This is a genomic window from Ewingella sp. AOP9-I1-14 (assembly GCF_052375995.1).
In the GTDB taxonomy this organism is placed as follows: domain Bacteria; phylum Pseudomonadota; class Gammaproteobacteria; order Enterobacterales; family Enterobacteriaceae; genus Ewingella; species Ewingella allii.
On sequence record NZ_JBQSVA010000001.1, the window covers coordinates 914,141 to 926,404 of the forward strand.

Annotated in this window: 14 protein-coding genes; 3 read left to right on the forward strand and 11 right to left on the reverse strand. The window is 55.4% G+C overall.

The window, feature by feature from the left end; translation table 11 throughout:
* Positions 1–20 precede the first annotated feature (20 nt).
* From sctS to sctU, 3 genes are read left to right on the forward strand one after another with little or no spacing between them, the layout of a single operon-like run.
* Entirely contained in the window at positions 21–284 is a 264-nt protein-coding gene (gene sctS / locus ACT3RT_RS04195; protein WP_034792172.1) for a type III secretion system export apparatus subunit SctS, read from the forward strand.
* A 1-nt stretch (position 285) separates the two neighbouring features.
* On the forward strand, positions 286–1,092 hold the full coding sequence (sctT, locus tag ACT3RT_RS04200; RefSeq protein WP_353502943.1) for a type III secretion system export apparatus subunit SctT: 807 nt from the start codon (positions 286–288) through the stop codon (positions 1,090–1,092).
* Positions 1,092–2,177 (forward strand): type III secretion system export apparatus subunit SctU, encoded by a 1,086-nt coding sequence (gene sctU, locus ACT3RT_RS04205; RefSeq protein WP_496202542.1) that lies wholly within the window; start codon positions 1,092–1,094, stop codon positions 2,175–2,177. The genes sctT and sctU overlap by 1 nt, the downstream gene beginning before the upstream one ends.
* A gap of 133 nt (positions 2,178–2,310) precedes the next feature.
* Here the strand turns inward: sctU and ACT3RT_RS04210 are convergent, their stop codons facing one another.
* From ACT3RT_RS04210 to ACT3RT_RS04260, 11 genes are all read right to left on the reverse strand, one after another.
* Positions 2,311–3,294, reverse strand: a complete 984-nt coding sequence (locus tag ACT3RT_RS04210; RefSeq protein WP_496202543.1) for a hypothetical protein — start codon at positions 3,292–3,294, stop codon at positions 2,311–2,313.
* Positions 3,295–3,544: 250 nt separating this feature from the next.
* On the reverse strand, positions 3,545–3,733 hold the full coding sequence (gene hrpT / locus ACT3RT_RS04215; protein ID WP_496202544.1) for an HrpT family type III secretion system protein: 189 nt from the start codon (positions 3,731–3,733) through the stop codon (positions 3,545–3,547).
* A 9-nt stretch (positions 3,734–3,742) separates the two neighbouring features.
* Positions 3,743–5,785 carry a type III secretion system outer membrane ring subunit SctC gene (sctC, locus tag ACT3RT_RS04220; RefSeq protein ID WP_353502946.1) on the reverse strand — a complete coding sequence of 681 codons (2,043 nt, stop codon included), beginning with the start codon at positions 5,783–5,785 and terminating at the stop codon, positions 3,743–3,745.
* Between the two features lie 183 nt (positions 5,786–5,968).
* Entirely contained in the window at positions 5,969–6,196 is a 228-nt protein-coding gene (locus tag ACT3RT_RS04225) for a type III secretion protein HrpF (protein WP_353502947.1), read from the reverse strand.
* A gap of 137 nt (positions 6,197–6,333) precedes the next feature.
* Entirely contained in the window at positions 6,334–6,954 is a 621-nt protein-coding gene (sctL, locus tag ACT3RT_RS04230) for a type III secretion system stator protein SctL (protein WP_496202545.1), read from the reverse strand.
* Entirely contained in the window at positions 6,941–7,552 is a 612-nt protein-coding gene (locus ACT3RT_RS04235) for a hypothetical protein (RefSeq protein WP_496202546.1), read from the reverse strand. Before ACT3RT_RS04235 ends, sctL begins: the two co-directional genes overlap by 14 nt.
* Positions 7,553–7,571: 19 nt before the next feature.
* Positions 7,572–8,357: a type III secretion system inner membrane ring lipoprotein SctJ gene (sctJ, locus tag ACT3RT_RS04240; protein WP_353502950.1), complete on the reverse strand. Its 786-nt coding sequence runs from the start codon at positions 8,355–8,357 to the stop codon at positions 7,572–7,574.
* A gap of 5 nt (positions 8,358–8,362) precedes the next feature.
* Positions 8,363–8,725: an EscI/YscI/HrpB family type III secretion system inner rod protein gene (locus ACT3RT_RS04245; RefSeq protein WP_496202547.1), complete on the reverse strand. Its 363-nt coding sequence runs from the start codon at positions 8,723–8,725 to the stop codon at positions 8,363–8,365.
* 64 nt (positions 8,726–8,789) lie between these two features.
* Positions 8,790–9,008 (reverse strand): hypothetical protein, encoded by a 219-nt coding sequence (locus ACT3RT_RS04250; protein WP_185689488.1) that lies wholly within the window; start codon positions 9,006–9,008, stop codon positions 8,790–8,792.
* A 139-nt stretch (positions 9,009–9,147) separates the two neighbouring features.
* Positions 9,148–10,131 carry a sigma 54-interacting transcriptional regulator gene (locus ACT3RT_RS04255; protein WP_496202548.1) on the reverse strand — a complete coding sequence of 328 codons (984 nt, stop codon included), beginning with the start codon at positions 10,129–10,131 and terminating at the stop codon, positions 9,148–9,150.
* 826 nt (positions 10,132–10,957) lie between these two features.
* On the reverse strand, positions 10,958–12,025 hold the full coding sequence (locus ACT3RT_RS04260; protein WP_353502953.1) for a lytic transglycosylase domain-containing protein: 1,068 nt from the start codon (positions 12,023–12,025) through the stop codon (positions 10,958–10,960).
* Positions 12,026–12,264: the final 239 nt, after the last annotated feature.

The following is a 12,264-nucleotide window of genomic DNA, read 5'->3' on the forward strand; positions in this document are numbered from 1 at the left end:
GCTTTTGAGGGTGAGGAAGTATGGATATTATCTACATGTTTAAGCAGGCGATGGTACTGGTGGTGATGCTCTCCGCGCCGCCGTTGGCCGTGGCGGTGATCATCGGGATCATCATCTCGCTGTTGCAGGCGGTGATGCAGTTGCAGGACCAGACGCTGCCTTTCGCCATCAAGCTGGTGGCGGTGGGTGCCACCCTTGCCCTGACCGGGCGCTGGATTGGCGTTCAGCTGCTGGATCTCACCCAGTCCGCCTTCGCCATGATGGCGACAGTGAACGCGCCGTAAGATGTTAAGTACGCTGATGCACGGCCTGTTCAGCCATATTTTGGCGCTGGGCTTTGGCATAGCCCGGATTTTCCCCTGCCTGCTGATTGTACCGGCCTTCTCCTTTTTCACCCTAAAAGGCATGGTGCGCAGCGCGATCATTGTTTCGCTGTCGCTGTTTCTGGTTCCGGCGCTGCAACCCGCGGTATCGGCGCTGTCGGAAGATCCTTACGTGCTGCTGGGTATCGCCATGAAAGAGGTGGTGATCGGCATGTTCCTCGGCATCCTGCTCTCCCTGCCCTTTTGGATCTTCGAATCCGTCGGCGCACTGTTTGATAACCAGCGCGGGGCGATGTCCGGCGGCCAGCTCAACCCGTCGCTCGGCCCCGACGTCACCATCATCGGCCATATGCTGCAACAGTGGTTCATCATGCTGATGATGCTCAGTTTCGGCCTGTCGCTGATGACTCAGGTGATCTGGGATAGCTACCGGCTCTGGCCGCTGGAGTCCTGGCTGCCGAGCTTCACCGCACAGGGCTTCAGCTACTTCCTCGACCTGCTGGCCGACATGTTCACCCACATCGTGCTGTTCGCCGCGCCGCTGGTTTTGGTGCTGATGCTGCTCGACTTCTGCGTCGGCGTGCTGAGCATTTACAGCCCGCAGCTGCAGGCCACGGTGCTGACCGTGCCGCTGAAAAGCATCGTCGGCATTCTGTTTTTCCTGATGTATTTGCCAACGCTGGAATACCTCGCCAACCACCAGCTCTCGACATTCCATGACCTGATTGCCCATCTGGCGCTGGTCTTCCCGAAGGGAGGTCCTCTTTAGTGGCCGAAAAAACGGAGAAAGCTTCCCCCCAGAAACTTCAGGAAGCACGACGCAAGGGGCAAGTCAGTCAGAGTCAGGACATCCCCAAGCTGCTGATTATGCTTGGCGTGACCGAAACCGTGTTCGCCATGGTGGATGAGAGTCTGGAGAAGCTAGAGGCGCTGATCGTGCTGCCGCTGCAACGCCTCGACCAGCCGTTCGACGCGGCGCTCAATGATATTGTCGGCAGCGCTCTGCTGCTGGTGGCGGTGTTTTTCATGATGACGCTGGGGGTGGCGGTGCTGCTGCGCATCGTCGGCGGCTGGGCGCAGTTCGGCCCGCTGTTCGCCACCGAGGCGTTGCAGCTCAAGCTGGACGCGCTGAACCCAATGGGCAAGTTCAAGCAGATGTTTTCTGGCCGCCAGTTCGTGCAGCTGCTGGTGAGTATTCTAAAAGCCGTGGTGATGGCCTTGGTGTTCTACAAGTTGATCACCCCAAAACTGGGGGAGATTGCCGAGCTGTCGACCACCTCGCTAGAAGGCTTTATTCACGCCGCGGTTGAGATCCTTGAAAAGCTCACTCGCACCATTTTTGGCGTGCTGCTGGCCTTTGGCGTGGCGGACTACGGGCTGCAAAAATATTTCTTCCTCAAGCAGAACCGCATGAGTATGGAAGACCTGAAAAACGAGTACAAACAGAACGAAGGCGACCCGCACACCAAGGGCCACCGCAAACAGCTGGCGCAGGAGCTAGCTAACGAAGCGCCGAAAAAACGCGTTGCTCCGGCCGATGTGGAAAACGCCGACGTGTTGCTGATCAACCCTACCCACTTCGCCGTCGGCCTGTACTATCGCCCGGATGAAACGCCGCTGCCGAAGCTGGTGTTTAAGACCGAAGATGAGGAAGTGCGCGAAGTGATCAAAATGGCGCACGACGCCAAAATCCCGGTGATTCGCTATATCTGGCTGACTCGCACCCTCTACCGCACCACCCGCGAAGGGGCTTACATCCCGCGCGAAACCCTCAAAGCCGTGGCACAAATCTACCGCCTGCTGCGCGAGTTGGAAGAGCAGGTTAGCGACCAAATTATTGAATACGAAGAGTGAAATCACGAACGAAAATGCCCAATAAAAAAGGCGACCTATGAGAGTCGCCAAAGAGGGTAATGCTGGTAAAACTTCTTATTATCAACTATTAACGACATCCTTGTCGTTCGGCACAACGAGAGGTACTAAGGTTTTAAACCAGTTGATTCATGGCCGCTTTGTTGATGTTACCGGCGGTCATTGCAGCGTCCATCCCGACCGAAGAACCACCAACGCCGCGCAGTTGCAGGTTCGGGTTGCCCATGTCGCCTTCCATCACGCTTTTCATCATGCCTTTGGCCTGCTGGAATTTTTTCACTGAGTCATCGCTCAGCATACCGCCGTTGCTCAGGGCATCTTCCCAGCTGCCGTTATGCTTGTTACCGCCCACCAGCCCAGGCAGTTTACCAGCGTCCGGCTTGCCAAAGATGTCTGGGTATTGGTCCATGAATTTACCCATTTCTTTGGCGGTTTCTTTCGAGCCACCTTCGATTTTATTCATGCCCGGGAAAGGGCCACTTTTGGCGGTCATATCGTCAATTTGTTGCAGACCGGCTTTGTTAGACATCGCGCTGCCCATCTGGTTACCCAGCTGCTGGAAGTTGCCCGGGCCTTGCATAGAAGCCGGGCTAAACTGGGACTGCTGTGGCGGCATCGCCAGACCCGGGCCGCCGAAGCCGCCAGGCCCGCCGGTAGCGCCCATGCCGCCACCCTGTGATGAGTTGCTCAGGCCATTTTGCATCCCCTGACTGAACGCGCCAGCGTTAGCCTGACCCGCTTGGCCTGACTGGCCGTTAAACGGCGAATTCTGCGGCGTGATGCCCAAATCTTGCATGACTTCTGCCAGCAATTGTTGCAGCGAGCTGCCGCCGCCTTGTTGACCGCCAACCGGTGAGCCGCCGCCAAAACCGCCGCCCTGACCTCCACCGAAACCGCCCTGATTACCAAAGCCGCCCTGGTTGCCCTGAGCGCCCTGCGCACCATGCTGGCCGCCGAACAGCGCGTTAGTAATGGCAGCAGCCAGTTGAGACATAAAGTCACCGCCGCCCGAGTTCAGCGGGCTGAAGCTTTGCGTTGGCGCGGAGTTTCCAGATAACGGAACGGTAAAGGTCAGGGCACCGCCAATAGCATTATTCATTTTGTCGCCTCTCACTATCATGGATATGTAGGAAAATGGGCATCTGCTAAAGATGTCCGGACTCGCTAACAATGTGCAGAAGTCTGATGATTAAGTGACAAAATCGGCTCGTGGGTTCCCCAATTCGGCAGGGAAATGCGCTTTATTTATGCGATAAGCGGCAAAAGAAAAGTGAGAAATGAGAAGAGATAAAAACTAGAAAAATCAGAATACTGCGCCGTGTGCGATAACCCGCACACGGCGCTTGGCGTTAACGACCGACCGGGATTTGAGAATAATCCTGAATGCCGCTGCGGATATCCGACGGCCACCAGATAGTCAGACTGTGCGGGTTAGACAGCGGGCGGCAGGCCGCCTTGTCACAGCCGTTGTCATTGGAGGCCGCGCAGGCGCTGAGCAACAGGCTGGCTACCGCGAGTAATGCTAAACGAATCTTCATTGCAGCTCCTTAACGGGTGGTGCTCAGCAGAGAGGTACGGGTACGGCGAGCCGTGCCGCGCGACTCATACGCCACATAGATTTCAGCCGACTGGCCCGGTGCCAGCGACGCACTTGGCCAGACCGACACCGCCAGCACGTCCTGACCACGGCAGCTTGCTTCGTCGAAACGCAGCGGGGCCAGCGAGGTGTTGCGCACGAGTCCGACGGTGATCTGCACGTTTTTGTTGCTAAACCACTGGCTGTGCGAGGTGTCGTAAGCAATGCCGCGCAGCGGGTCGCACAGGGTGTTGATGCCCACGCCCTCGCCGCCCGGATTAAAGCCCGCCGGGATATCGCTCTCGGCCAAGTCGCGCATTGCGGATTCGACGTCATTCTTAATCGAGCCATATTTCTGGCGGCGCTGTACTTCTTCCAAAGAGCCATTCAGCTGGGAGCGGAACTCGTCGCCGATGTAGCGCGACGGGTCCACCTGATCCCCCACCAAGTGCGGCGTGATGATAAACAGGCGTTCGCGCTGCGAGGTTTCATGGCGCGTCGACGTGAACAATTTACCAATCAGCGGAATGCTGCCGAGGATGGGGATCTTATGCTCTTCGTCGCCGGTTTCCCGCGAGTGGAAACCGCCCATGACCAGCGAGTTTTTCTCCTGCACCTGCGCCTGCGTGCTCACCACCGCGCGGCTGTCGCCGGTGGCCTGGCCGTCATCCCCCTTGTCCAGCTTGCCGTCTTCAACGTCAACAATCAGCTCAACCGTCGATTTGCCGCCGTTATCGATGGCGCGCGGGATCACCTGCAAGCTGGTACCCGCGGTCACTGGCGTGACGTTGGCCACGCGCTCGCCGACCGTGGAGATAAAGGCGGTCTGGCTGAAGTCGATCACCGCAGGCTGGTTTTCCAGCGTCAGCACCGACGGGTTCGCCACGATTGAGGCGTTGCCGTTGCCCTCCAGCGCCTGCACCTGGGCGAAGAAGCGCTGATAGTCGGTGACGAACAGCGTGCTGCTGCCGTCGAGCAAGGTTGAACCAGCGGTGATGTTGCCGAAGCTACCGCCGAGGTTGGCGGAGAGCGCCGACATGGCGTGGCGGTCGACGTCAACGATCAGCGCATCAATCTCAATCAGCTTTTGCGGCACGTCAATTTGCGAAATCAGCGCCTGATACTGCTCGCGTTTTTTCGGATCATCGCGCACCAGCAGGGCGTTGTTACGCACGTCGGCGGAAACCAGCGGGTTCAGGCCGCTTTTGCCATCGTCAAAATCATCGTTGGAGCCGCGCGGATCGCCGCTCTGGATCAGGCTGGAGAGAATGCTGTCCGCCTGCTGCTGCGACAGCTGGCTCAGGCCGTCTTGCCCGTTACCGCTGGCCTTCACGCCCTGCGCGCTTTTATTGTTTTTCTTCCCCAACAGCTCGTTGAGGATGGTCGCCACCCCCGGCACGGTGAGGGTTTTGTCGCGATAGTGAATTTCGCGGTCAGAGACCGAGGCGTATTTCAGCGGAAAGCTCATCATCTCTTTGCCGGTTTTGTAATCTTTCTCCTGCTCGCTGAACTGGCTGACCAGCGCCACGTACTCCGGCGGGCCGGTAACCAGAATCACGCCGTCGTCGGGTAGTTCGCCGTAGCCAAATTTCGGCTCAAGCAGGCCGATACCGTCGAGGGCATCTTTTAAATCCGGGGCAGCTTCCGAGGAGACGCGAATACGCTTGGAGATCTGCTCAGACTGCGGGCTGATATAGAGCATGTCGTTGTAGACAAACCACTGGAACTGGTACTCGAGGCCGAGGCGGTCGAGGAAGGTCGCGGCGCTGTCGGCGCGCAGGCGTCCACTGACCGTGGCTTCGGGCACATTGCCCAGTTTCAGGGTGACGCCGTGGCTGCTGGCGAAGTCGGCCAGCACGGTGCGCAGCGGCGTGTTTTGTGCCGAATAGGCGTAGGCGCCGCTGCTCCAGCCGTCCGGGGCGCGGGCCGAGGCGCTAAAAGAGAGGCTGCCCAGGCTTAAAGCCAAAGTGGCGGCCATCAGGGTATGAGTCAGTGTGGTTGAAAAGGTCTTCATAGCGATTTTCCCCTCTGAGGGAGAATGTCTCTCTTCAATAAAGGACCCAGTCCGTTCGAAGAGATAAAAAGAGTCGTTGTGCGCATCGTTGCCCTGATTTCCGTCGAGTCTTAATGAGTGGATAAAAGCAAAAAACGGCTCTGAAGCTACCCAGATTCAGCCAGCCACGAGCCGTTGCAGACATTAGTTAATTGAATCGATGATGCCTTTGCTCAGATCGTGCGTGAGCGTACTCAACTGACCAGACGCCCAGTTAGCGGTGGATTCGCGCAGCATGGCTTGCTTGAATTCAACGATATCGGAGAAGTCCGGTGCCCCGCCCATCGAGTCACGGGCTAAGTCATAGACATTGGAATTGCTGGTTATCAGTGCCGAATCGAGACGGCGCTGTACCTTATCGAAACTGCTCATACTCACCTCCTGCTTTGACTAAAGGTGATAATGAGTAGCGGTGGACGGGAATTGGTTCCAAAAAAGCGGCGGGTTTTCATCAATGCTTTTATTTAATCAGTGAAGATTGGGCAATTTAAACTGATGAATGAGGCGTTCTAGGCCGAAGCGCGCAGCAGCTGCGTTTTCAGAGCCTGCCAGCCAATGCGTAATTCACCACTGGCGGTTTCTAACAGCAGCTGGTCAGCCTCAAGGGATTCATCAAACTGCCGCTCCCATGTGAGATGCGGACGCGCTTCAAGCCATTGAGAAATATGCTCTTTATTGGCAGGATGGCACCACAGGGTAGCCTGCTGGCCGCGCGGCTGGGCCTGCAATAGCTGGCGCAGTAAGGCATTCATCTGCTGCGCCGGGCCGGTGTCTTCCAGCAGGCGCGTCATCACCTGATTGAGCAACTCGCTGGCTCGCCCGACGATCATCGCTTCCTGCTCGATTTGCTGCTCCTGCCAGCCAGCGAACAGGGTTTCCGCCCGGCTCAAAAACTCGGCTTGGCTATTGGCGAGCAGGTCGGCAACCCGCTGCTCTGCGTCGTAGCGCGCCTGGTCAATCAGCTGCTGGGCCTGAATTTCGGCCTGTTGCACAATCTGCTCGGCCTGCCGCCGGGCCTCAGCCATCAGCGAAAGACCTTGCTGATGCTGGCGCAACATGGCCTGCGGTAGCCGAATGCTGTCTGCTGGCTGTGCCTCCGCCAGCAGTTCGAAGGTTTTAAGCTGCCACATCTCGCGTCTCCTGCGCCGGACCGGATGCCAAGGCTACCGGCAGTGAAGCTCGCCACAGCGCGGCTTCCCACAGCGGCAGCAGCTTGTTTGCCGCCAGTTCCGCGCCCTGCTCGGCTTCACAGGCAATAATCCACGGCTGGGGAAAGAGAAAACGCACGCGCTGCCAGCAACCTATCGGCAATACGTGGCGCAACAGCAACAGGATGGTTACTTGCCAAGGCGACGTAAGGTTTTCCGGCAGCCACAGGCCGGGGCGCAGCGCGCGGGAGATGCGCTTGCTCCACAGCCGGGCTTCTTCAGGCAGTAAATGTTCGTTGGCTTCGGGGGAGTAGATACCGCAAATCTCGGCGGTCAGGCGCAGCGCTAAGCTCTGCTGCTCCGCCGTCAGCGCCAGCAGCTTGAGCGTCAAAGTGTGAGGGGCAGACGGCAGGCGGGCTTCAATGCCCAACTGGCGGGCAATCAGCTGCGGATCGATAGACTGCAAGCGCGACGTTAAGGACTCGGGCTGCTGGAAGAAAGCCAGACTGTGCCAGCTCTCCTCCGCCTGCTGCCAATAACCCTCGGTCCACCAGTGCAACCAGGCTTGTGCGTCATTCATCGGTTATTCCCCCTGAATATCATGCGTTTTCTGGGGTGACGTCAGCGCCCTTTTTGGCTGACATGCGCCGCTGAATTTTCGGTTTCACCACCAGCGCGATGGCGATTAACGCCAGTATCACCAGCAGAGCCAGAAACAGCATTTTCACCGTGCCGTACTGGTTCATGGTCAGCTGGAAAGGCCCGAGGTTGACCATTTCGATATGATCTTTGTAGACCTCTGCCGGAACAAACACGATAGACAGCGCGCTGTTATCTTTGCCCGCCAGCCCCGGAATACTGGTAGAAACCAGGCGGCGAATTTGCGGCTCGATGCTGTCTGGGTCGAGGTCAGGCTGGTACTTAATAAAGACTGACGCCGAGGCCGGTTGGATCGGCTCGCCCGGCGCGACGCGCTCTGGCAGCACCACGTTAACCCGCGCCACCACCACGCCATCAATCTGCGCCAGCGTTGACTCCACTTCCTGCGATAAGGCGAATATGTAGCGCGCTCTCTCTTCGAGCGGGCTGGAAATAATGCCGCTTTTCTGGAATACCTCACCCAGATTGGTGCGCGCTTTGTGCGGCAAACCGGCCGCGTTGAGGATCTGCACCGAACGCTCAATAGTGTCTTGGTCCACCAGCACGGTCACGCCGGTTTTATCTATCTGCTTATCGGCAGAGATTTTGTAGCGGGACAGCTCGGCGATAATGTCGTTGGCGTCGTTTTCGGTCAGACCGGTATTGAGAACCACCCTTTGCTCGCAGCCAGCTAAGGCCAAAACAATCAGCAGGGTGGAGAAGATCTTCAGCGCGATGTTAACCATGGTCATTATTGCAAGTTGGTCAGTTTATCCAGGCCCTGTACGGACTTAGAGACGATTTTGGCGTTCATCAGGTTTTCTAAATCGTACTTCGACAAGTCGCCGCTCACTTTACTGAGTGCCATTGGGTCGGTAGAGCCAGCGGCTTTGGTTAGCTCATTGCTGATGTGGCGACTGTCCACGTTGATCTGCTTGAACATGCCGGAGACGTGGTTCAGCAGACCATTAGAATCATTGCCGTCGACATCGCTGCTCTGGCCAATTTCTGAGGCAAAGAAGCTGGCATCGGCGGGGGTCATTGCACTTCCTTCACTGCCCAACAGGTCAGGTGCCGCCAGCGGCTGGATAACAGGGGGTTGATTGATTTTCATAATGTCACTCCGCGACTGCACAGGAAGGGAATACAGGGAACCAGCATCGGTTCCCTGTTAACACTTAGAACGAAATTTTGTTCTGTTGGATAGCACTGATGAAAGTGGTCGCAGAACCTTGCACACCAGCGATCTGTGCGTTCTGACGGTCACGTTCCATTTTGGTCAGGGTGTCTGCAACAGACTGCCCTTGGATTGCATCGGAACCAGCTTGCAGAGCTTGGCTAGAAGCACTACCAGCGGCGCTTGACGCCAAACCACCAAGAATATTTAACGGGCCCATAGTGTTACTCCTCTCAAGGTGAATAGAGTGAATGAGTGTTCATTCACTAGTTGAGTAGTAATTGGCGGCGATGGGTTCCATCATGGGGTAATTATTTTCACGGATTTTAGCGGATTAGGAATCCGCCTAGAAAAACCAATTAATCCAAACTATTCAAAGATTTAATGCGCTGATACAGCGTGCGGCGCGGGATACCCAGCTCATTGGCCGCGCTGACAATTTTGTTCTGATGGCGCATCAGGCAATCTTCAATCAGGCAGTGTTCAATGCGGCGCATGCGCTCTTTCAGGCGGAAAGATCCGCTGTCGATACGCATGGCATTACCCAGAGGTGGCATGCCCAGCACAAAGCGTTCGGCGGCCCCTTTTAGCTCACGAATATTGCCCGGCCAGTCGTGCATGATCAGCGATTCACTAAGATTGGCGGTGATAGAGGGTAGCGCGCAATTTAAACGCAACGCCGCCTCCTGCGCGAAACGGGCAAACATTGGGATAATATATTTAATGCGGGAACGCAGCGCGGGCAGCGTGATTTTGATGGTAGTCAGTCGGAAATAGAGATCCTGACGAAACTGCTTCTGCTCAACCAGGCTGGCCAGCGGCTTTTGCGAAGCCACCACGATACGCAGATCCAGAGGAATTTGTTGCGTGCTGCCCAGTCGGCTGACGCTGCGCGATTCCAGCACGCGCAGTAACTTGGCTTGCAGGCTCAGCGGCATACTGTCGATTTCATCGAGGAATAAAATCCCGTCGTTGGCACTTTCGATATAGCCCGCGCGGGCGTGGGTCGCGCCGGTGTAGGCTCCGGCCATAACGCCGAACAGTTCGCTCTCGGCCAGAGATTCGGGGATCGCCGCGCAGTTAATCGGCACAAAAGCCCCCTTGCAGCCGGAACGCTCATACAGGCGGCGGGCGAAAGTGTCTTTACCTGTGCCAGTTTCCCCCTCGAGGGCGAGGTCAACTTTCAGCGGCGCTAAGGTCTGGAGCATGGAATCAAAGTCGCTATGAATATCCCACTCTTCACGCACTTCTCGCTGTTCAGGAATATCCTCATCCAGGGACTCTTCATAAACGTGGTGGTTTATTTTAGCCGGCTTTGTCGAGTTCGGAAGATTGTCTCTCATACTTTCCTCGCATCCATTTCTATCAAGAAAATAATAATGTTGTGATTATTAAAATAAAATAATGACTCAGGAATGAATTAGCGCCCGGTAGGCATATTAAAAGTTAAACATGCAGGAACGATGCATATTTAGTTTCTCTGACAGCGTTAATCTGCAGATAAATTATCACTAGAAATAAGACTGGCAATCAGGAAAACGGAATGAAGATTGTAGGGAAATCCTTACAAGGTTCAAATCATTAACAAAGATATTACTCAATACGGTTTTACCTATCACAACATTCAAAAACCACCCCATATAGGTCATCATTTGCCTATTTCGGGAAATGATACCTTTCGCTCAAACAAGGGGTTAGCGCGGATCGCCAGCAAAATGGTCAATTAAAGAGCATCAAAAAAGCGTTATACAATCAATGGGATGCTGGGCACGTTCCCAGTTTAATTTATTTTCAATCTTTGAATATATTTCCCCTAATGGACCGTGCCAGCCATTGAAAAAACCGATTAAAACTCGCTGAATCTTGCATAAAAATAGTGCGTCAGATCTCACTTCTTAACGAAATCTTAATATAACGCTCACCAGAATCGGCAAAAAAATCGCGCTTTGACATACTTCTTACAATTAGACATATTCCAGCCGACGCGAAACCCATAAGATTTGAGATTATTCTTACCACTTAACTGGGAATTTTATTAGAAAACTAAGCCAAATTAGGTTTCAGAAAAGTTATATCTTCAAAATAATAACCATAAAAAAATCCGATAATGAATTTCTTTCATTATCGGATGAAGTTTATTAAATCAATTCAAATGACATAATCCGCTATTTAGGCCGGTAATTGGCCTTGGCCTGATTCAATAATTTTAGCAAAGCTTAAAACATTATCGACATAAGGCGCGGCACCGGTTCCGGTTTTCGAAATATCCGACAGGTTGGATAAATTCACGTCATCCGGGCCAGAGTTATAAGCACGCAGACCTGCGCCAATATTTCCGCCAAAGGCATTGGTCTGCTGTTTAAGATAGAGTGCCCCGGCCATAATATTGTTCTGCGCGCTGTTCGGGTCACCCGAAAGCAGGCCCGGGTTCTCTTTGGCCATCTCATTGTAGGTGTCTGGGTTGACCTGCATCAGCCCGGCGTCGGTTTTGCCATTTCCGCCGTTGGTGGAAGCCGCAGACAAGTTACCGCGAGATTCCGCCCAAATCTGACCGGCAATCACGCTGGCTGGCATTCCCGTGGCTTGCGCCGCGTTGTTGATGGATTGACGGTAAGGCTCTAGCTGCGGCGGCAGGTGTAAGTTACCCGAACCACTGAGGCCAGCCATGCCAGAAGTTGCACCGGCCCCGCCCGCGCCGCTGGCTCCACTCGCCCCGCTAGCACCATTCGCTGCACCCGCCCCCGCGCCCGGTTGGGCTAACAGATTGTTGCCAACAGATGGGCCACCGCCGCCGCCGTCACCCAACGACGGTGCCGCTGAACCACCACCACCGCCCGAAGAGGCCGACGGCGTGCTGTTCTGCTGGTCTGAATTGTCGCCGCCGCCCAGCATTTTCAACAGTTCTGACAGCAGTTGGCGGATCATATTCATCAGCTCGGCCATCTGGCCGCCGCCCGCGCCCGCCGCGCCATCCTGTCCTTGCATCGACTGCAATGGGTTAGTGGGAGCATTGTTTTGCGTTGGGCCATTAACGCCGGAGACTGATGGCGAACCGAAATCTACCGGCGTGATACCCGGTGCGGCGCTAAAGGTGACCGTTAACGGCATAGAAAGCGCGCCGGCCCCTGAATTATTATTGTTCACCGCACCACTATTGTTACCGACCCCGCCGGACGGACCGAGATCCGCCGGGGGAATGTACTGAGGGGTAAACCCCGAACCGTTAACATTCATCATTCTTCCTCAATCCTCATAATAAGTGATGCTTTTGCTCTCACACGGCGCTGCCACAGACCACCCGTTTGAGCAACCCTGTTATGGATGAATCAAAAGACAGGAAGCCACGCTCATGGCGCTTCTACCCTGTCATTTGTGTGCGTCCTGTCGCGGGTTAGTTCCGAGCCATCACACTTTTTGCAAAAAACGCTATGCCGTGGAACCGCCGCCCGGCAACGGCCACATAAAAGTATTCGAAT

Bases quoted from the DNA above. Each gene is read 5' to 3' on its own strand.
- sctJ (WP_353502950.1), bottom strand. From the start codon at position 8,357: ATGGTTAACATCGCGCTGAAGATCTTCTCCACCCTGCTGATTGTTTTG.
- ACT3RT_RS04255 (WP_496202548.1), bottom strand. From the start codon at position 10,131: ATGAGAGACAATCTTCCGAACTCGACAAAGCCGGCTAAAATAAACCAC.
- ACT3RT_RS04245 (WP_496202547.1), bottom strand. From the start codon at position 8,725: ATGAAAATCAATCAACCCCCTGTTATCCAGCCGCTGGCGGCACCTGAC.
- ACT3RT_RS04260 (WP_353502953.1), bottom strand. From the start codon at position 12,025: ATGATGAATGTTAACGGTTCGGGGTTTACCCCTCAGTACATTCCCCCG.
- sctC (WP_353502946.1), bottom strand. From the start codon at position 5,785: ATGAAGACCTTTTCAACCACACTGACTCATACCCTGATGGCCGCCACT.
- ACT3RT_RS04235 (WP_496202546.1), bottom strand. From the start codon at position 7,552: ATGAATGACGCACAAGCCTGGTTGCACTGGTGGACCGAGGGTTATTGG.
- sctL (WP_496202545.1), bottom strand. From the start codon at position 6,954: ATGTGGCAGCTTAAAACCTTCGAACTGCTGGCGGAGGCACAGCCAGCA.
- ACT3RT_RS04250 (WP_185689488.1), bottom strand. From the start codon at position 9,008: ATGGGCCCGTTAAATATTCTTGGTGGTTTGGCGTCAAGCGCCGCTGGT.
- sctT (WP_353502943.1), top strand. From the start codon at position 286: ATGTTAAGTACGCTGATGCACGGCCTGTTCAGCCATATTTTGGCGCTG.
- ACT3RT_RS04225 (WP_353502947.1), bottom strand. From the start codon at position 6,196: ATGAGCAGTTTCGATAAGGTACAGCGCCGTCTCGATTCGGCACTGATA.
- hrpT (WP_496202544.1), bottom strand. From the start codon at position 3,733: ATGAAGATTCGTTTAGCATTACTCGCGGTAGCCAGCCTGTTGCTCAGC.
- sctS (WP_034792172.1), top strand. From the start codon at position 21: ATGGATATTATCTACATGTTTAAGCAGGCGATGGTACTGGTGGTGATG.
- ACT3RT_RS04210 (WP_496202543.1), bottom strand. From the start codon at position 3,294: ATGAATAATGCTATTGGCGGTGCCCTGACCTTTACCGTTCCGTTATCT.